The sequence below is a fragment of the Nocardia bhagyanarayanae genome (assembly GCF_006716565.1).
Taxonomy (GTDB): Bacteria; Actinomycetota; Actinomycetes; order Mycobacteriales; family Mycobacteriaceae; genus Nocardia; species Nocardia bhagyanarayanae.
Genome location: NZ_VFPG01000001.1, coordinates 5,637,462 through 5,656,882, shown reverse-complemented (window position 1 = coordinate 5,656,882; position 19,421 = coordinate 5,637,462). Strand labels below are relative to the sequence as shown.

The following is a 19,421-nucleotide window of genomic DNA, read 5'->3' as shown; positions in this document are numbered from 1 at the left end:
TCGCCCACGCGGCCTCCCCTGGTTGTCCCCTATATAACTTTGCGGAACTGAGTTTATGTCCGCGTGCCTTTCATATGCAAGTACATCTGCACGATCGATTGTATTCGCACAAAAGGTTTTTCATCCTTACCGCTCGTGTCGCCGACCGTCCCGACCGGACGGTTCATCGGATCGGCGTCTCGGCGTCCGGGTTTCCTTTCGTCCGCGCGGCCCGCTTCGAGTGGTCGAGCGTGTGCTTGGCCAGGTCGGAGGCCGCTCGCCGCGACGATGTGGCCCGCGCGGCGCGGCCGGCCCGCACGCGTCGGGCGAGACCGGACGGTGCGCGATCCGCGAGCGGAGTGAAGTGTCGTCATTTCCGCCGACGCGCGTGCCGACGTCGATCCTCGAATCGGTGAGATCGATAATCGTTCCGGAATCGCGGCGAAAGCAAGCGCTCGTATGGCGCGGATAACTCGTCGACGCAACCGGCTTTGGGATCACGTCGATCGAATCCACTGCGACGCAGAACATTCAGCAATCAATCAGCTACCAATTGCGGAGACCGCGTCCGCCACTGGCGTATCCCCCGCGACGAGCGCGAGCGTGGTGCGCACGGTGTTCGGAGCGGACAGAAGGGCGGCGAGAACGGCGGCGACATCGGCGCGGGCAATGCTGTCGCGACCGATCGGATACTGGCTCAGAGTGACCAGTCCGGTGGCCTCGGTGTCGAGCAACCGGCCGGGGCGGAGGATGGTCCAGTCCAGATCGCGGGCCCGAAGATCGTCCTCGGCTTGGGTTTTGGCATCTATATAAGCGGCCCACACCTCGTCGGTACCCGGCGCGGGCGGCTGACCAGCCCCCATGGTCGAGATCTGCACGAAACGGCGCACACCCGCCCGCTCGGCGGCGTCGGCGAGCAGCACCGAGCCGCCCTTGTCGACGGTGTACTTGCGGGCCGCGCCACTGCCTGCCCCCGCGCCCGCCGCGAAGACGACGGCATCGGCACCGGCGAGCGCGTCGACGAGCGCGGGCAGCTCGGTTCGTTCCAGATCGAGCAGGACGGGGCGGGCTCCGGTGGCGGCGACATCGTCGGCATGGTCGGGGTTGCGGATCAGGCTCGATACGGAGTGACCTGCGGCGGCGAGCGTTTCGGCGAGCAGCAGGGCGATCTTGCCGTGTCCACCGGCGATCACGATGCGCATGGGTTCCTTTCCGGTCGCGGGCGAACCGTCAGCGTTCGGGTCCGCCCGGGTTGCACGAGGCCTGCACGGTGGCGGGGTAGCCGACGGCGGGCCGCCACGGTTCGAGATTCCAGCTCGGCTTGTTCGGCTGCACCAGCCGCGCCCAGTCCCAGTGGCAGACGAACTGGTCGCGCATGCCGGGGGCGTCCGCGGCGGGGGACTGGGTGAGCACTTCCTGCCAGGCCCGCTCGTCCGAACCGGGATAGGTGGTGCGGCGGCCCGCCTCCGAGGGAAAGACGAGCAGGCGTGGGCCGTCCACGTTCTCGGTCCACTCGACGTGGTCGACGAGCGGAATGCCCTCGTAGGGATCGACCGTCGGCTGCGCGGCGATGGGCGTCGCGGGATCGGTGCTCGTGATCGGCGGAGGCGTCGGCGTCGCGGAGGTGGTGGCGGACAGCGCCCGCGCGACTGTGGTGGATGGCGTCGAGATGGATGCCTCCTCGCCCCCGCATCCGGCGACCGCGACGGACACCAGCAACGTGAACCCCGCACCGCGCGCCAGGCGCGGTCGCCGGTCGTGTGCTGTCCGCGTCCGCTGTCTCACTATCGATCCCTCCCGAGGCGCTGTCGCGTCCGCGCGGCGCGGACGTCTCCGTCGAGCGTAATCGCGCGCGGACCGACAGCCTGCGCCGACGACACCGAATGTGGTGTCTTGCCCGACGAGCATCGATCCGGCAATCATCGGGCGATGAAGCGTGCACTGATCATGGCGGGCATGCTCGTGGTCACCTCGGTGTCGGCGCCCGGCGGCACCGGCTCGGCAAATCCTGCCGAAGGGCCTGGGACCGTCACCGAGGTGTCCCCGCTACCGGACGTGGTCGCCGTGGCGAACGCGGGCGCCGCGCTGCGGCTGGTCTATTGGTCGCGCGGTCCACGCGGGCCGATGCGGAGCGGCGGCGCGATCTATCTGCCGCAAGGCGCGCCGCCGCCGGGCGGCTGGCCGATCGTCGCCTACGCGCACGGCACGGTCGGGATCGCCGACCACTGCGCGTTCACGTTGCAGCCGCGTCGTTTGTACCTGGACACCGTCTACCCGGAATTGCTGCGCGCCGGTTATGCCGTGGTGCTGACCGACTATGTCGGGCTCGGCACCCCGGGCACGCACCCGTATCTCGACGGACCCTCGCAGGCGCGCAGCATGATCGACGGTGTGCGCGCCGCGCGTGCGGTGGCGCCGGATCTGAGCGATCGGTGGGCCGTGCTCGGGCAGTCCCAGGGCGGCCAGACCGCCCTGTTCACCGCGCGCATCACCCCGGACGACGCGCCGGAGCTGCGGCTGCGCGGCGCGGCCGCCACGGGCCCGCCGTCGAACCTCGAGCATCTCGCGCCGCTGATGGGGCCCTGGGTGCCGCGGCTACCGCTCCGGATGACGACCGCGTATTTCGCCTCGATCGTGGCGGGGCTGCGCGCGACCGCGCCCGAACTCGAGGTGGACGGCTACCTGACCCCTGCTGGCCAAGCCGCTGTGGGATCCGGCGCTGCTCGCCGCGGTGCGCGCGATGCTGCGGATACCGACCGAGGGACACACGGTGCCGCTGTTCATCGGCCAGGGCCTGACCGATCGCGACGTGCCCGCGCCGCTGAGCGCCGGATTGGTCACCGAGCTGACGCTGGCCGGTGCGGATCTGCAAGTCGTGGTCTATCCCGGCGACCACCTGGCGACAGCGCGCGACTCGCTGCCGGACACGCTGGCCTTCCTGCATCGCGTGCTGGACAACCCCTGAGGGCTCAGCGCCACAGCGAACGGCAGGGCAACCTGCGCAACTCGGGCCGGACCTTGCCGTCGACGGTGACGGTGAGTCCCGCGTGCAGCGCCGCCGTGGTGAACTCCCACGCCTCGGTGCTGGTCGCCGCGTACTCGAGGACGATCTCGTCCTCGGGCGTCGGGCCGTCGAAGTAGACGGTCACGCGCCGGGTCGGCGCTTCCGCGACACCCCGCCAGCGTTCCGCGATGTGCTGCGTGCCGTCCATGCCACCGTCTCCTTCCGGGCCGGCGCGGCCCTGCGCCGGTTACTCGACGGTAGAACCGCGACCATAGCGAAGAACATGTTCCATCCCACTAGCTGGACAAGTCACAGGGCTCCGGGGGCTTCGGTGGGGATTCTCACGAGTATGTGTGCGCGGCGGTCACAGCGTGTCATGGCCAAACTTGTGAGAAGTCAACACGTTTCCTGTCTTTTTTGCCACGCCGACCGGGCGTTGATGAGGATGTTCTCCAACGTTGGACCCACTGGGGAGGCACAGTCCATGAGGAAGGCCCTACGTTCGATGCGCGCGCTCGGAGCGGCGGTGCTCGGCGTGTTGATGGTGGTGGCGGTGGCCGGAGCGAGCCATAGCGAACCGCTCTATCCCGCGCCGGACCCGGATCCGTTCTATGCCGCGCCACCGGACCTGGCCGGCAAGAAACCCGGCGACGTGCTGGCGGTGCGCCAGATGCCGCCGCTGGTGATCTTCCCGGACACCACCGTCACCCTGGTGCGTTTCCGCTCGACCAACTCCACGGGCAAACCGATCGCGGCCACCACGACGGTGCTGACCCCGAAGGCGCACCGGCAGGACGGCCCGTTGCTGTCCTTCCAGCACATCATCAACGGGCTCGGCGCCGAGTGCTCGGTCTCCCGGGTGCTCTACACCGGCGATCCGAATCTGATCGTGCGCGAGGCGCCCGGCTGGAATGTGCTGTTGCAGCGCGGCTGGACCGTGGCGCTGCCCGATCACCTCGGCCCGCAGTTCGCCTACGGCGCGGCGAAACTGGGCGGTCAGATCACCCTGGACGGCATCCGCGCGGTCAAGCAGGTGTCCGAATTGCGGCTGGCGCAGAGCCCGACCGCGCTGGTCGGTTATTCCGGCGGCGGGATGGCCACCGCGTGGGCGGCCGCGCTCGCGCCGGAGTACGCACCGGAACTCCAGCTCGCGGGCGCCGCGATGGGCGGTGTGCCGATGAACCTGGTCAAGATGCTCGAGGGCCTCGGCCTCGGTTCGCATCCGGTGTTCGGTCTCGCGCTGGCCGCGGGCCTCGGCTTGGAACGCGAGTATCCCGAGCGGTTCCCGCTCAGCGAGCAGCTCAACGATCGCGGGCTGGCCGCGCGCGACGCCATCGCCAACAGCTGCACCAACGACATCATCGCTACCGGCGCGGGACGCGGCGCGATGGACTTCGCGAAGACGACCTCGATGATCGACGACCGCGACGCGCGCGCGGTGGTGGAGGAGAACAGCCTCGAGCTCTACGCCGGTGTGCCGCGCACGCCGGTGTTCGAATGGCATTCTCCGATCGACGGATTGGTTCCGGTCGACGCGATCGTCAATACCGACCGCAGGTGGTGCGCGGCGGGCGTGCCGGTGCAGGCCGAGCAGATTCCGGTGCCCGATCACCTGACCGCTGCGGTTCTCGGCATCCCCGCCGTGCTGAGCTGGCTCGACGCCCGCTTCCGCGGCGAACCCGCGCCGAGCAACTGCTGACGCCGACCGAGCCGAATCCGCCTCGTGGCAGGCGGATTCGGCTCGGTTGTTGCGATTCGGCGTCATGACACGCACAACTCGAGCACGGACCGGCTGTCGCCTCGGCGCGGCCGGTTAGCCTGAGTCCCTGGCCCCAGGGGCATTTCGGGGGTCGACGGCCGCATCTCCCCGGGCGCCAGGCGAACCCGACGTCGCACCCAGAGGCGTGTGCCATGAGATCTTTGCGTGCCCTGCTCCTGACAACGCTGCTGATCGCTTCGGTGGCGATGGGCCACGCCGCGGCCGATCCGCCCGCCGTGCCCGCACCGCCCGCCCTGCCCGATCTGTCCGGACTGCCCGCGGTGCCCCATGTTTCGGGATCGCTGCTGCCTGGTGTGCAGGAATGGATCGACCGGGTGATTCCGCCGCCACCGATCGTTTCGACGCCGCGCCAGGACGGCGCGGTGCTGGAGACCGCGGGCGTCTCGCCGACGTTGGCCGCGCTGCACGAGGCCTCGCTGCCCGCCGGGGTGGGCGATCCGATCTTCGATCACTGGCCGCCCGGCCTCGCCGACTACGCGCCGGGCGAGATCATCGAGGTCCGTGATGTCACCGCGACGGCCGGCCTGCTCGTTCTCGTGCCGTTCCGCCAGGCGCTGCTGATGAAGTACCGCACCACCGACGCGCACGGCAGACCGTCGTTCGCCACCGCGACCCTGGTCGTGCCCGCCGGCGCGTGGGCCGGTCCCGGCGATCGCCCGGTGGTGGTCAACAACCTGCCGATCGACGCGCTCGGCCGCGACTGCACCCCTGGTTACAGCTTCGCCAACGGCTGGACCGACAACACGAGCGTCACCGACTTCATTCCGCCCACAACGCAATTGGCGGTACTGCGCGGGTACGCGGTGCTGATCCCCGATCACGAGGGCCCGTGGATGGCCTACGCCGAACCGTATGTGGCGGGCCACGCGGTGCTGGACGGTATCCGCGCCGTGCGCGATCTGCTGCCGGAAGAATTCGGCGCCAGCGCTTTCGGCATGTTCGGCTATTCCGGCGGGGCCATCGCCACGCACGGCGCGGTCAAGCTGATCGAGGACTACGCGCCGGAACTGTCCGAAGTCGTGGTCGGCGCCGCGCTGGGCGGTGTACCCGCCGATTACGAGATCCTGGCGCGCAGCATGAACGGCAATCTGGCCTCCGCGGTCTTCATGGCCGCGGTGTTCGCCATCGGCAGGGAGCGCCCGGAAATCCTGGCCAGGATGAACAACCTGGCCAAATGGATCGCGACCTCACCGGTGAAAGACCTGTGCGGCAGCGGCTTCGGCGCCATCGGCGTGCTGATGCTGCCCATCGACATCGCCGCGAACTACCCCGATCCACTCCGCTCGGAGGTCGCCGCCGAGATCTACCGCGTGACACGCATGGAGAACATGCCCTCGGCGGTCCCGCTCTACATCTACAACGGCGACCAGGAATTCTGGATCCCGGCCGAAGGCGCGCGCAACCTCTACCGCGAACAGTGCGAGCTCGGTGTGTCCGCGGTCTATCGCGGGGTGCTCGGCGAGCATCTGATCGGAGCGGTGACCGGATACCCCGAGGCGATGCTGTGGCTGGACGAGCGCTTGCGCGGTGTGCCCGCCGTGAGCGAATGCTGACGCCCCGGCGAACGTTGCGCTAACCCGTCGCGGCGCGATCTAACAGGTATGACGCCGCACATCGACGCACCCTCGGCCGCCGGGCAAGCCGCAGCGCTTGTCGGACGGCACTTCCGGCTCGCCGACCACTACGAGGTCGGCCGGGAGAAGATCCGCGAGTTCGCCCAGGCCGTGCAGGACCATCACCCGGCGCACTGGAGCGAGGACGCCGCGGCGAGGCTCGGCTACGGCGGACTGGTCGCGCCGCTGACCTTTCCTGCGATGGTGTGGCTGCAGATGCAGCGGACGATGTTCGAGACCGAATTGACGGGCTACGACGTCAGCCAGGTGCTGCACACCGAGCAGCGGGTGCGGGTGCACCGGCCGATCGTCGCGGGCGACGAGCTGGTCTCCGACTGCACGTTCGAGTCGTTCCGGCGGTTCGGCGAGAGGGATCTGATCGTCATCCGGAATCTGCTCAGCGACGGCGCGGGGCGGCCGCTGCAGACGACGTTCAGTACCGTCATCGCGCAGACCGGCGTCGCGATGACGGGCGATCTCGCGGCCGCGGTGGCGGGCGTGATGATGAGCGGTCAGGGGGCCGCGGCGCGCGGCGGCGCTACCCGGCAGCACTGTGCGGCTCGGCTCACCGAGCGCGCGACGAGCCCGCCGCACGCGCTCGACGACAGCGATCGACGCGGCCTCGTCCGCTTCGAGGACCTACGCGTCGGCGACGAATTGCCCGCGCGCCACGTGCCGCTCTCGCGCGGCGATCTGGTCAACTACGCGGGCGTCTGCGGCGACACCAACCCCATCCATTTCAGCGATGAGGTCGCCAGGGCGGTCGGGCTGCCCGACGTCGTCGCGCACGGGCTGCTGACCATGGGCCTCGGCGCGGGATATCTGACGTCGTGGCTCGGCGAGCCCGGCGCGGTGGTCGACTACGGCGTGCGCTTCGCCGGTTTCGCGCCGGTGCCCGCGGACCGGAACAGCACGATCGAATTCAGCGGCCGCGTCAAGGAATTGGATCCGGGGCGGCGCGCCGCGACCGTGCAGGTCGGGGCCATGTCCGGTGCTCGCAAATTGTTCGGCCGGGGCAGCGCGCGCGTCCTGCTCGCCTGACCGGGCTCACCCTCCCAACAGCCATTGCTGGTTCAGCCGCAGGTGGTTCGCCTGCCACGCGGAGATGAGCGCGGGATCGGAACCCGGTGGGGGAGGGGGTGGTTCGCCGGGGAACAGGCCGTTGTCGTCGGGTGCGCCGAGCGGCGCCGCGACCGCCGGTCCCGTCTGCCGCGTGGTGGTCTCGCGCTCCGAAGGGCGCGGATCGTTCGGATCGTACGGATCGGCTGGGTCGCCGGGGTCGATGGGCCGCGCCTGCGCGGCTCCGGGAGCAGGCTGGACGGGGTTCGCCGGTGCGCCGGCCGCGGGCCCGATCGGCTGGGGAGCGCCCTCGATCAGGACCGGCGCCGCGTCGGGTCGCGCCGTATCGGGGGTGGCGGGCGCCGAGACGGGGGCCGGCTGGTTCGCCTCGCGCGCCCACGTCGCCTCGTCGGTGCCGCGCGAGAGCGCGATGCCCGATGCGGTTAGCACCGCCACCGCCGCCGCGCCGAGCGGAAGCGCGACACCCGCGCGCCGCCTCTCGACGGCGATCGCCGGCGCGCCGCCGGGTTCGCCGCCGGGGTCTTGCGGGAGCTGAGCGGCCGCGATGCGGGCGGCGCCGACCGCCGCGGCGGTGTACCGGTCGTCCGCGGTGACCGCGGGGACCTGGAAAACGCGCTCGAAATCGTCGAGCAACTCGGGTGCGGCCGATTGCGAGCCGCACAGCACGACGCCGTCCAGCGTCAGGCCCTTGGCCAGGAGCGCGGGACGCACGCGATCGAGCGCTTCGGCCGCGGGATCGGGTCCGGTCCGCCACGCGGCCGAGGCGAGGATGCGCGAGCGCGCCGCGTCGGCGAGGATGAAGGTCAGGTCACGGTCGGCGATCTCCAGCGCCAGAATGGTCTCGAATCGGTCGAGATCCGGTGCTTCCCGCACATAGGCGAGCAGCGCCGCACGCACCGAGACGAGCGAGGACGTCCGCCATCGGCCGGTGGCCAGATGCGTGACGATATCGCGCCGCTCTTCCACCGTGCGGTAGGTCAGCGCGATGTTCTCGATGAGCGAGCGGGTCCGGCCGGCCAATTCCTCGAGGGCCGCCGCGATCGACTCGGCCGCCGTGGCCTCGCCGATCTCCCGCTCCACCTCCTCGAGCGAGGCCGGTGGCGGTTCGTCCGCCGCCGGATTGGAGAGCAGTACCGCGCGAACCGCCGATCGGTCCGCCGAAACACCCACGGTCGCCATACGATCACCTCTGCCTACACGACTCTCCTATTCGATTCGTCGCGGGCCGGTGTGCCGATTGGCCCGAGACCTGTCTGCCACACACTCGATATAGCGGCGGAATGTGCGGAAACGTTAGCGCCACGATCGGCGCGGCCGATGTCCGGCGTCATGCGCGCGATCGAGTCGTGCACATCCAATCGGACACGGTCTCCGGCTGGCGGCTGGTGCTCGGCCCCGACGCGCACGTGCGACTGAAAGTGCGTTTTCGAACGACAACGCGAGGCGCGCTGGAGAGTCGCCCGTGATTCATGGCATCATCGGTGGATGGGTGCTCCGGACGTGCGACTCTCGGGCGAATCTTCTTTTCCTAGAACGAATCCCGGCCCGGACGGTGGTCCGACGGTGCTGCGGATGCTGCTGGGCGGTCGATTGCGGCGATTACGCGAGGCCGCGGGCATCTCCCGCGAGGACGCGGGTGAGTCGATCCGCGGATCCCACTCCAAGATCAGCCGTTTGGAGCTCGGCCGCACCGGATTCCGCGAACGCGACCTGGTGGACCTGCTCGCGCTCTACGGCGTGACGGACCCGACCGAGCGCGAGGAGTTCCTCGAGCTCGCCCGACAGGCCAACGCGTCCGGCTGGTGGCACCGCGACAACGACTGGCTGCCGAAGTGGTTCGACACCTACCTCGGCCTGGAACAGGCGGCCAGACTGATCCGCTGCTACGAGCCGAGGGCGGTGCCCGAGCTGCTACAGACCGCCGACTACGCGCGGGCCCTGCTGTCCCTCGCGCACCCCAACGAGTCGTTCGCGGCGATCGAACGCCGGGTGGCGTTGCGGATGCGCCGCCAGCACATCCTCACCCGGCCGGAACCGCCCCGGATCTGGGTGATAGTGGAAGAGGCCGCGTTGCGCAGGCGCATCGGTGGTTCGGCGGTCTGGCTCGAGCAGCTGGACCGGCTGCTCGAGGCGGTCGATCAGCCCAACATCACGCTGCAGGTGCTCGCCGACCATGTCGGTGGCCCGGCCCTGGCCGACGGCGCCTTCACCATGCTGCGCTTCACCGAGTCCGATCTGCCCGACATCGTCTATCTCCAGCAACTGACCAGCGCGCTGTATTTGGACAAGCAAGCCGATCTCGCCGCCTACCGGGCCGTCGCCAACATGCTCTCGGTGCACGCGTCGCCGCCCCAGTACACGCGCGGGTTGCTGGAAGCGCTGCGCGATCGTCAGCCGCCCACCGTGGACGAGCCGACCGGGATGAACTGAGGCGACAGACGAACAGGCCGCCCCGGCGGGGCGCGACGGTGTTGGGAGCGGTGTCGCACCGACCGGGACGGCCTGCCTCAGCGGCTCCGGAACTCGTCGCGCCGCGGGCCGCTGCGGGTCGGCCCGCGGCCGGAGCCGTCTCGGCGAGCATAGGCACGGACTCGGTGCGCGGGCAGGTCGGCGAGCGGAATCTGGGACATGCCCAGCCGGATGTGAGCTGGGCGTTGATTTCTCACAACGACGCGGCGACGAACACGCTCCGCAGCGCGGTGACGTAGCGGCGCACCGAATCGTGCGCGACCGGGGTGTCCGGGTAGATCGCGCTCAGCGAGGTGCCGCCCGGCAGCCGGTTGATCCACATCAGCACCTCCTCGCTGGCGGCGCGGTTGGCGTAGACGCCGCCGTGCGCGATGTCGAAGTACTCGTGTCCGGCGAAGTCGCGGGCGTCGACATAGGAGATCATCGGGGTCGACCAGCCGGGCTCGATCCGGAATCCCGCGTCGGCGGGCACGAGCTCGAGGACCCGGTGGAAGGAGACCGGCATCAGCCGCAGGCCGTTGTCGTAGGCGCGCTGCGCCCGGCCGACCGTGCGCGCGAACGTCGCCGTCGCGCCGATCGGGAACGCGACGGGGATCAGCGTCACATACCAACCCACGGAGGCGAGTTCGCCGAGCGAGGAGCGCGTGCTGATCGGCGTCATGCCGAAGTAGTAGTCGCTGTCGGCCAATTCGCGTTCGGCCAGCGCCGCGGCGGCGAAGATGCCGCCGGTGAACTCGGCGCCGTTGGCGCGGCAGTTCTGCTCGAAACGTCGCGCCGCGGCCTCGTCGAACAGCGGCACGGTGAGGTGGGCGCTGCGGTGGTAGCCGTCCCCGCCGGTGCCGAGAGCCAAAGGGAAGGACGGTAATTCGCCGTCGTTGCCGCGGACCAGCTCCAGCCATTTGCGCACACCGGGGGACGACGGCGTGAGCCGCGCGGACTGCTCGCGTTCGCGGGCGCAGTAGTCGAGGTAGCTGGCGGGCTGGAGCAGCGCGCCGGTGTCGCCCCACATCTCCCGCGCGTAGAGGTGCGCGAGGTCGAAGCACGAAATGTATTGCGCGACACCGTCGGTGTGCAGATGGTCCACGGCGAGGTATACCGTGGCGGCGTCCGCGCGCTGGATCACGCCGAAGGTGAAGCAATCCCATTGGAACGGACCCGGCGTCTCCTTCTGGACGTGCTCGCGGATCGCCTCGGCGTTGTCGATGTCGCCGTGGTCGACCGCGACGAAATCGATCACGTCCGGCGCCATCACGTGCCTGCGGACCTGCCCGCTCGCGAGGGCGAACCAGCTGCGAAAGGTGTCGTGCCGCAGCAAGAACGCGTTGACCGCGCGCGTCATGGCGTCCAGGTCGAGCGTGCCGGGCACCTCCGCGGTCACCACGCACAGGCCCGAGTAGCGAAAGTCCGCGGCCGCGTTGCGGTGCGCCAGCTGGAGATACTCCTCCTGCTGGTGCGACGGCGGCGTCGGGTGGACCGGCGCCAGCGCGGCGCGGGCCACCGCGTCGGCCGACGCCACCCAGCTGATCAGTCGGCCCGGCGCCGGATCCCACTCGTCGATGAGCCCGAAATTGACCACGTCTTCCTCTATTTCGCCGATGCGGAGCTTCTGGACTGGCGGGACCGTCAGGACGCCGATGCCGGATCGCGGGCCTCGGGCGGCTCGGGCAGCGCCAGGGTCAGCGCGCCCATGCCGATCGCGACGGCGGCGATCGCCAGCAGCATGGTGACGCTGCCCGCCAGGGTGTGCGCGCGGAAGAACATCGCGCTGAGCAGGGCGAGACCGACCGCGTTGCCGATCTGTTCGATGGTGGGCAGCACGCCGGAGGCTTCCGCCATGCTGCGCTGATCCAGTGCCGCCAGCATCAGCGGTTGCAGTTGCACGCCGAACAGGCCGACGCCGAGCCCGGAAAGGAACACCGGACCGACGGCCAGCGCGAGATTCACCGCACCGCCGGTGAGGTGCAGGTAGACCGCGCCGATCGCCACGCAGCCGCCGTACACCGCGATCCCGGCCGCGAGCGTGCGAACTCCCCAGCGGCGCACGAGGAACGGCGAGGCGAGCGCGCCCGCACCCGCGCCGAGCGCGAACGGCGTCATGGCAAGACCGGTGCGCAGCGGCGAGAACCGCAGCTCGTCCTGCATCGTGATCGAGACGGCGAAGACGAACGCGGTGAACAGCCCGAAGAACGTCGTCACCAGGATCGCGCCGAGCGCGAAGGCCCGGTCGCGGAACAGCTCCAGCCGTACCAGGGGGCTGCGCGCTCGCCGCGCGAGACTGCGCTCGTAGCCGAGGAAGACCGCGCCCACCGCGATCGCGCCGACGATGACACCGAAAGGAACCGGTCGCCAACCGTTCTGGTGGATTTCGGCGAGCGCGTAGAGCAGCGCGAACAGGCTGATCGTTGACAGCGCCACTCCGGCAAGGTCGAGCCGTTCGCGTTCGGCGGGCTTGCCGAGGCGCAGATAGCGCCAACCGAGGGCGAACGCGACGAGGCCGAGTGGCAGGTTCATCAGGAAGACGGTGTGCCAGCCGAGCCCCCACAGGTCGGCGGTGATGAGCGCCCCGCCGAGGATCGGTCCGAGCATCCCCGCGAACCCGGCCGTCGCGCCGTAGAGGGCGAAGACCTGCTGGTGCCGCTCGCGGGGGAAGGTCGCGGTCAGGATGGCGATGGTCTGCGCCGCCATGCCCGCTCCCGCGACGCCCTGCGCCACCCGCGCGATCACCAGTTCCGTTGCCGTGCCGGCTGTTCCGCACCATATCGACGCGGCGGTGAACGCGGTCACCGAGGCGAGGAACATGGTTCTGCGGCCCACCATCTCGCCGAGCCGCGCCGCGGTGAGCAGCGAGCAGGCGAAGGCCAGCGAATAGCCCGAGACGACGAGCAGCTGCGCCGAACGCGACGCGCCGAGATCCTCGGTGAGGCTCGGCAGCGCCGTGTTGACGATCGTCACGTCGATCATCTGCATGAACACCGCGATCAGACATCCGGCGAAGGCCAGCCACGCCGCGCGCTCCCCGTCCGGCCGTGCGCCGGGCGGGCGGGTGCCGAGCTCGGTCACGCCCCGGCCGCCACGGGCTCGGCCGTCGGCGCGTCGGCGAACGCGGCGGGGGAGTCGGGCGCCGCACCCGGCAGCGCGGAGACCGCACCGAGCGCGCCCGCGTCCGCCGCGAGGATGAGTTCGGCGACCTTCGGGCCGACCTGCTCGAGGCTGAACGAGCGACCCATTTGCAGCGACATGAGCTCGATGCCGAGCGATTTGCTCACGCGTGCACCGAATTCCACCGCCATCAGGGAATCGAGGCCGAGTTCCGGCACCGGAACGGTGAGGTCGATGGATTCTGGGGCCACACCCATCACGACGGCCAGCTGGTCGGCGAGCATCCGCGCCACGGCTTGCCCGCGCTTGCCCTCGTCGAGGGCGGCGAGCTCGGCCTTCATCTTCGCCACGGCCGAGTTGTCCTCGACGGAGGCCGCGATCAGCGCCGTCAGCCTGCCGGTGCGGTTGAGTTGTGGGAACGCGGCGGTGAGCTTGGTCCAGTCGGTCGGAATGACGGCCGCCCGCGTCGCGCCGAGGCGCAGCGTCTGTTCCAGATACACGGTGCCGTCGGCCATGTCGATCGGGCCGAAACCCACCACCTCGAGGTACTTGGCCACCTTCTCGTCGGCGGCCATGCCGCCCGTCGCGCCGGACAGGTGTCCCCAGCCGACGCAGACCACGCGCTCGCCCGCCCTCGCCCACCGCTCGGCCAGCGCCTCCACCGCGACGTTCGCGGCGGTGTAGTTGTACTGGCCGAAGATGCCGAACATGGAACCGCCGGAGGAGTAGAGCACGAACATGTCCAGCCGGATGCCCGCGTCGGTCACGGCCCGGTGCAGCGCCTCGGCGCCGTGCACCTTCGGCCGGTACACGCGGGTGAGCTGATCGAGGTCCATCAGCGCGATCCGGTTGTCGGCCACCGCGCCCGCCGCGTGGTAGATCCCGCGCAGCGGGTGCTCCAGTGCGTGCGCCCTGGCCACCACGGCGGCGACGGCCTCGGCGTCGGCGATGTCGGCGAGTTCCTCGACGACGGTCACCCCGCCCGCGCGCCAGGCGGTGATCTGCTGCCTGGCGGCCGAGGTCGTCGCGCCGCCGCGGCCGACGAGCACCAGCCGTCGCGCGCCCTTGGCCACCAGCCAGCGTCCCGTCGCCAAGCCGAAGCCGCCGAAGCCGCCGGTGACGAGATAGCTTGCCGCGCCGTCGATCTCCACCTCCGGCAGTCGCGGCCGCACCGGCGGCGCCGCGTCCTCCATGCTCAGCGCGACCCGGCCGATCCGCGCGGAACGAATCACCTCGTCGAACGCCTTGGCCACCTCGTGTGTCTCGAACGTCTCGTAGGGCAGCGGTCGGTAGACGCCCGCCTCGATCTTCTCGTAGACCCGGCGCAGCAGATCGGCCAGCTGGGCGGGCCGCGCCGCGCACATGCGGTCCAGGTCGATCGAGAAGTACGCCAGGTTCTTGTCGAAATTCGCCAGCTCCAGCAGCCCGCCGGTGTAGATGTCGGCCTTACCGACCTCCACGATGCGCCCGAACTCGGTGACCGCCTTGAAGTTCTGGCGCAGGATCTCCCCGGGCGCCGTGCTGAGCACCACGTCCGCGCCCGCGCCGCCGGTCAGGCCGAGCACGTCGTCGGCGAAGTTGAGCGATCGGGAGTTCAGCGCGTGGTGCGCGCCGAGGGCGAGGATGTGCGCGCGCCGCTCCTCGGTGCTCGCGGTGCCGATGATCCGGGCGCCGCGCGCGGCCGCCACCTGGATGGCGGCCGAACCGACACCGCCCGCGGCGCCGTGGATCAGCACCGTCTCGCCGGGCCGCAGTTGGGCGAGGTCCAGCAGCGCGTACTCGGCGGTGCCGAAAGCCGTTGTGCTGGTGCACAATCCGGGATCGGCGTCCGCGGGAAGCCGGATCACCGCGTGCTGGTCGACGAGGTGGTACCTGCGCATCATGCCCTTGGCCGCGATGGCGACCTGATCGCCGACGGCCACGGTGTCCACGCCCGCGCCGAGCCGCACGACGGTGCCGACCCCCTCCATGCCGGGCGCGGTGCCGAAGAAGGTGCCCGCCAGCTCACGTTCGCCGAGGATGCCCATCACCTTCAGCGGGTCCTTGTAATTGAGGCCGATGACCCGCATCCGCACCTCGACCTCGCCGGGGCCCGGGTCGCGGCGCGGGCAGGCGCGCCACGCGAGGGCCGAGAGCAGCCGTGATTTCGGCAGTTCCAGCTCGAAGTCCGCCTCCGGATCGGTGAGCGGCTCGGCGGTCTCCAGAACGTCGATGCGCTCCTGGAGCGGACGGGTCACCACCGGGGCCCAGCGGGCGCCGCCGCGCAGCAGGATCTCGTCGGTGTTGTCGTACGAGAACGCCCCCGGCACAGCGAGTTCGGCGATGAGCTCGGCGAGCGAGGTCTCCGGTTCCACGTCGATCAGCCGCCACCGCAGCCGGGTCTGCTCGTTGAGCAGCACGCGGCGCGCGCCCGCGAGCGCGGCGTGGCCGGGGTGTGGCTGGTCGGCGCTGTCCGGGAGGGTGAACGCGCGCTCGGTGACGACGGTGACGTGGCAGGAGCCGTCACCGACGCCGGGCAGGACGTCGTCGGCGCTGGTGTCCTCCGCGAACGCGTCGACCGCGACCGCGATGCGCTTGAGGTTCCACAGGTCGGCCAGATGATCGGCGACCTCGCCCGCGACGACGCACACGTGCAGCCTGCGCACCGAAGGATCCGCCGCCGCGGCGCGCAGCAGCGCGGTGATCTCCGGTTCCAGTTCGGGATCGTCGGGCCCGACCCGATGGAACCGGGCGCGGGGGAGCGCGGCGGCGAGCTGCTCGGCCCGCTCGCCGCTACCCAGGGCCAGTACCACCGCGGCGGTCGAATCGGTGTCGGGCAGGACGGCCGGGTCGATCGGGTCGCGGCGCTCCACCGTGTCCTCGTAGTAGAAGTCCGCCATCCGGTGCAGCGGGCTCAGCCCGGGCGTCAGCGCGCCGATCCGCACACCGAGCAGTTGCAGACACGGATTCCCGTCCGAGTCCAGCAGGGCGACATCGGCGCTCAGGTGCGCGGATGGATCGCGCCGCGCCACCACGGTGACCTGCTCGGGCAGCGGTCCGAACATCCGCACGGCGTCGACGCCGACCGGAACCATCGCGCCCGCACCGAGACTCGCGTCGGCGAACAGCAGCGCCACCGTCTGCATGGCGGCGTCGACCACCGCGGGATGGGCCAGGTGCCCGGAGCCGATGCCGATGCTCGCGTCGACGGTGGCCACCACCGCGTCGGTGCTCGCGCGCACCGCGGTGACCCTGCGGAAGGACGGTCCGTACTGGAGCCCGCGCGCGGCCAGGGCGGCATAGAACGTCTCGGGTTCGAACTCGACCTCCGAATCCAGCTCCGGCAGCGCGACTTTCGTCGGCTCGTAGGAGCCGGTCAGCAGCCTGCCCATGGCGTTGACCGTCCACACCGAGCCGGTGGCGTTGCGGGAGCGGATCAGGAACCGTCCGCTGGAGTCCTCGACGCTCAGTTCCAGCATCGGCACGTCGGGCGCGCTCATCACCAGCGGAGCGACGAAGCGCACCTGCTCGAGCGCGACGCGTCTGTCGCCCATCCGGCCCGCCGCGGCGCTGAGCGCGGCGTCCAGGTAAGCCGCGCCGGGCAGGATGCGGGCACCGCCGACGACGTGATCGGCCAGCCACGGCAGCGTCTCGGTGCCGACCTGCAACAGCCAGCCGGGACGACCCTCCAGATCGGGGTCGCCGAGCATGGCGTAGCCGCCCGGCGATCCCTTCTTCATCTGCTCGAAGATCGGGAGCGGGGAATGCAATCGGGTGCGCTGCCAGGGGTAGCGCGGCAGCGGCAGATGCGGGGTCGCCGGGCGCGCGGGCGGGAACAGCGCGTCCAGATCGAGCACGCCCGCGCTGTGCAGACCGATCAGGGTCTTGCGCACGCTCTCGGAATCGGGCTGCTTGCGGTCCAGCGTGGCGACGGTGGTGCCGTTCTCGCCGGAGCCGAGCAGGATCTCCCGGATATTGCCGGAGAGCACCGGATGCGGACCGATCTCGAGGAAGACCCGGTTGCCCGCGCCGAGGATCGCGGTGATCGCGTCGGCGAAGCGCACCGGTCTGCGCACGTTCGCGCACCAGTATTCACCGTCCCAGTCCGCGGCGGTGACCCGTGCCCCGGTGACGGTGGAGTAGAGCGGGATGCCGGGTTCCTTCGGCGTGAGCTCCGCTAGCATCGCGCGCAGCTCGTCCAGTATCGGATCCATCAGCCTGCTGTGGTACGGCACCTCCACCCGCAGCCTGCGCGCGAAAACGCCGTCCTCGGTGAGCTTTTCGGCGATCTCGTCCAGCCTGTCCACGTCGCCGGAGAGGGTGAGCGCGCTCGCGCTGTTGACCGCCGCGATGTCCACCGCGTCGTCGTCGCCGAGCAGTTCCCGCGCCTGCTGCGCGGAGAGACCGACGGCGAGCATGCCGCCCGAGCCCGCGGTGGTGGCCTGGAGCCTGGCCCGGTGGTAGGCGACGCGCACGGCGTCCTCCAGCGACAGCATGCCGGTGACGTAGGCGGCCGACACCTCGCCGACGCTGTGCCCCACCACGGCGGCGGGTTTTATGCCGTACTCGGCCAGCTCCGCCACCAGCGCAGCCTGCACGAGGAAGTTGGCGGGCTGGGCGACCTCGGTGCCGGTCACCCGGGATTCCGCCTCGGGGCGCAGCAGCTCCTCGATGATCGACCATCCCGACACCGCGCGGAAGGCGGCGTCGATCCGCTCGGCCTCCGCGGCGAAGGCGCCGTGTGCGCCGAGCAGGTCGCGCGCCATGCCCCACCACTGCGGGCCCATGCCGGAGAAGACGAACACGGGCTCGTCGGTGCGGCGCGCGACGGTGCGCGCGGCGTCGCGACCTTCGCCCGCGGCGAATTGCCGTAAGTCCCTGATCATTTCCTCGGTCTCGCCGACCAGCACGCCGGTGCGGTACTGGTGGTGAGCAAGGCGGGTCCACGCCGCCTCGGCGAGGTGATCGCGATCGGCGCCCGCGGCGAGCAGATCCGCGAAGCGACCGGCCATGGCGCGAACGGCGGCGGTGGAGCGGGCGGAGAGGGGCAGCACCCCGAAGTGCCGTGCCGGCTTCGGCTCGGGGGTCGCGGCCGCCGCGCGGAACTCCTGGAGGATCGCGTGGGCGTTGGTGCCGCCGTAGCCGAAACCGTTGACGGCGACGGTCATCGGACCGTCCTCCGGAGCCAGCGGTCGCGGCTCGAGCTGGATGTGCAGGCCGAGCTCGTCGAAGGGGATGTCGGGGTTGGGCGTGTCCAGCCAGCCCTGCGGCGGCAGCGTCCGGTGGCTGATGGCCAGCGCGGACTTGATGACGCTCGCGATGCCCGAGGCCGCCTCGGTATGCCCGAGGGTCGCCTTGAGCGACCCGACGCCGAGGGACTCCGCGCACCCGGCCTCGGCACCGTAAACGCGCCCGAGCGCGCGCAACTCGATCGGATCGCCGACCGGGGTTCCGGTGCCGTGCGCTTCGACGTAGCTGATCAGGTCCGGCGCGAGACCCGCCCGCGCGCACACCGAACGAGCAAGCGCCTCTTGGGAATCGGCGTTCGGCACGGTGATGGCGGTGGTGCGGCCGTCCTGATTGGAGCCAGTGGCCTTGACCACCGCGTAGATCCGGTCACCGTCGCGCAGCGCGTCGTCGAGCTTCTTCAGCACCACCATGCCGCCGCCTTCGCCGCGACCGTACCCGTCGCCCGCGGCGTCGAAGGACTTGCACCGGCCGTCGGCGGCGAGGAAGCCGCCCTTGCACATCATCACGAACGTCTCGGGTTGCAGCATCACGTTGACCCCGCCCGCGATCGCCACCTCGCAGTCGCCGTTGTGCAGCGCCTGGCAGGCGAGGTGGAAGGCGACCAGCGAGGACGAACAGGCCGTGTCGACGGTGATCGCGGGCCCGATCAAGTTGAGGGCGTAGGCGATTCGGTTGGACAGCATGGTGTAGGAGGCGCTGGCCGCCGTGTGCATGTCCACGTGCGCCAGCGCGGGTCCGACGACGCCGACGACCGACTGGTCCACCACGAATCCTCCGACGTACACCCCGACCGAGGCGCCTGCCGCGCGTCCGGCCATGCCCGCGTCGTCGAGCGCCTCCCAGGTCACCTCGAGCAGCAGCCGCTGCTGCGGGTCCAGACCCGTCGCCTCGCGCGCGGAGATGCCGAAGAAATCGGGGTCGAACTCCCACGGGTCGATCGTCATGAACGCGCCGCGCTTGGTGTAACTACGGCCGGGCGTGCGCTTGTCGGGATCGTAGTACCGGCGATAGTCCCACCGGCTCGCCGGAATCTCGACGACCGCGTCCCGCTTGTCGACCACGAAATCCCAGAACGTCTCCGGGGATTCGATACCGCCGGCGAACCGGCAGCCGATTCCGACGATGGCAATGTCCGACATGGTGGATCCTCCCGAACTCGGGCAACCGA

General features: G+C 70.5%; 11 protein-coding genes and 1 pseudogene. 5 read left to right on the top strand and 7 right to left on the bottom strand.

The genetic code is table 11. From position 1 onward, the window contains the following. Positions 1 to 521: 521 nt before the first annotated feature. Together FB390_RS24740 and FB390_RS24735 are read right to left on the bottom strand one after the other, a co-directional pair. Positions 522 to 1,181 (bottom strand): NAD(P)H-binding protein, encoded by a 660-nt coding sequence (locus tag FB390_RS24740; protein WP_141811101.1) that lies wholly within the window; start codon positions 1,179 to 1,181, stop codon positions 522 to 524. Between the two features lie 28 nt (positions 1,182 to 1,209). Next, positions 1,210 to 1,764: a DUF2599 domain-containing protein gene (locus FB390_RS24735; protein WP_246124195.1), complete on the bottom strand. Its 555-nt coding sequence runs from the start codon at positions 1,762 to 1,764 to the stop codon at positions 1,210 to 1,212. 144 nt (positions 1,765 to 1,908) lie between these two features. Between FB390_RS24735 and FB390_RS34930 the strand changes: the two are divergent. Further along, positions 1,909 to 2,944, top strand: a pseudogene (locus FB390_RS34930) (alpha/beta hydrolase family protein). A gap of 4 nt (positions 2,945 to 2,948) precedes the next feature. Here the strand turns inward: FB390_RS34930 and FB390_RS24725 are convergent. Continuing rightward, positions 2,949 to 3,191, bottom strand: a complete 243-nt coding sequence (locus tag FB390_RS24725; RefSeq protein WP_141811100.1) for a hypothetical protein — start codon at positions 3,189 to 3,191, stop codon at positions 2,949 to 2,951. Positions 3,192 to 3,524: 333 nt separating this feature from the next. Between FB390_RS24725 and FB390_RS24720 the strand changes: the two genes are divergently transcribed. From FB390_RS24720 to FB390_RS24710, 3 genes are all read left to right on the top strand, one after another. Further along, entirely contained in the window at positions 3,525 to 4,682 is a 1,158-nt protein-coding gene (locus FB390_RS24720; protein ID WP_425465918.1) for a lipase family protein, read from the top strand. 212 nt (positions 4,683 to 4,894) lie between these two features. After that, a complete protein-coding gene (locus tag FB390_RS24715; RefSeq protein ID WP_141811099.1) occupies positions 4,895 to 6,316 on the top strand; it encodes a lipase family protein in 1,422 nt (473 codons plus the stop codon). A gap of 48 nt (positions 6,317 to 6,364) precedes the next feature. Further along, complete coding sequence (locus FB390_RS24710) at positions 6,365 to 7,417, top strand: fused (3R)-hydroxyacyl-ACP dehydratase subunits HadA/HadB (RefSeq protein WP_141811098.1); 1,053 nt, start codon at positions 6,365 to 6,367, stop codon at positions 7,415 to 7,417. Between the two features lie 6 nt (positions 7,418 to 7,423). Here FB390_RS24710 and FB390_RS24705 read toward each other — a convergent pair whose 3' ends face one another. Then, on the bottom strand, positions 7,424 to 8,635 hold the full coding sequence (locus FB390_RS24705) for an NADH-quinone oxidoreductase subunit E (protein WP_141811097.1): 1,212 nt from the start codon (positions 8,633 to 8,635) through the stop codon (positions 7,424 to 7,426). A gap of 306 nt (positions 8,636 to 8,941) precedes the next feature. On the opposite strand from FB390_RS24705, the gene FB390_RS24700 reads away from it, so the two are divergent. Beyond that, positions 8,942 to 9,886: a helix-turn-helix domain-containing protein gene (locus tag FB390_RS24700; RefSeq protein WP_141811096.1), complete on the top strand. Its 945-nt coding sequence runs from the start codon at positions 8,942 to 8,944 to the stop codon at positions 9,884 to 9,886. Positions 9,887 to 10,118: 232 nt separating this feature from the next. Here FB390_RS24700 and FB390_RS24695 read toward each other — a convergent pair whose 3' ends face one another. Genes FB390_RS24695 through FB390_RS24685 form a run of 3 tightly spaced genes read right to left on the bottom strand, consistent with a single transcriptional unit; the run spans position 10,119 to position 19,392 of the window. Then, on the bottom strand, positions 10,119 to 11,501 hold the full coding sequence (locus FB390_RS24695) for a condensation domain-containing protein (RefSeq protein ID WP_141811095.1): 1,383 nt from the start codon (positions 11,499 to 11,501) through the stop codon (positions 10,119 to 10,121). Positions 11,502 to 11,548: 47 nt separating this feature from the next. Continuing rightward, a complete protein-coding gene (locus FB390_RS24690; protein ID WP_246124194.1) occupies positions 11,549 to 12,985 on the bottom strand; it encodes an MFS transporter in 1,437 nt (478 codons plus the stop codon). Beyond that, positions 12,982 to 19,392, bottom strand: a complete 6,411-nt coding sequence (locus tag FB390_RS24685) for a type I polyketide synthase (RefSeq protein ID WP_141811094.1) — start codon at positions 19,390 to 19,392, stop codon at positions 12,982 to 12,984. Before FB390_RS24685 ends, FB390_RS24690 begins: the two co-directional genes overlap by 4 nt. Positions 19,393 to 19,421: the final 29 nt, after the last annotated feature.

Coding starts and splice junctions, on each gene's coding strand:
- FB390_RS24710 (WP_141811098.1), top strand. CDS start 6,365: ATGACGCCGCACATCGACGCACCCTCGGCCGCCGGGCAAGCCGCAGCG.
- FB390_RS24720 (WP_425465918.1), top strand. CDS start 3,525: ATGGTGGTGGCGGTGGCCGGAGCGAGCCATAGCGAACCGCTCTATCCC.
- FB390_RS24700 (WP_141811096.1), top strand. CDS start 8,942: ATGGGTGCTCCGGACGTGCGACTCTCGGGCGAATCTTCTTTTCCTAGA.
- FB390_RS24740 (WP_141811101.1), bottom strand. CDS start 1,181: ATGCGCATCGTGATCGCCGGTGGACACGGCAAGATCGCCCTGCTGCTC.
- FB390_RS24685 (WP_141811094.1), bottom strand. CDS start 19,392: ATGTCGGACATTGCCATCGTCGGAATCGGCTGCCGGTTCGCCGGCGGT.
- FB390_RS24715 (WP_141811099.1), top strand. CDS start 4,895: ATGAGATCTTTGCGTGCCCTGCTCCTGACAACGCTGCTGATCGCTTCG.
- FB390_RS24705 (WP_141811097.1), bottom strand. CDS start 8,635: ATGGCGACCGTGGGTGTTTCGGCGGACCGATCGGCGGTTCGCGCGGTA.
- FB390_RS24725 (WP_141811100.1), bottom strand. CDS start 3,191: ATGGACGGCACGCAGCACATCGCGGAACGCTGGCGGGGTGTCGCGGAA.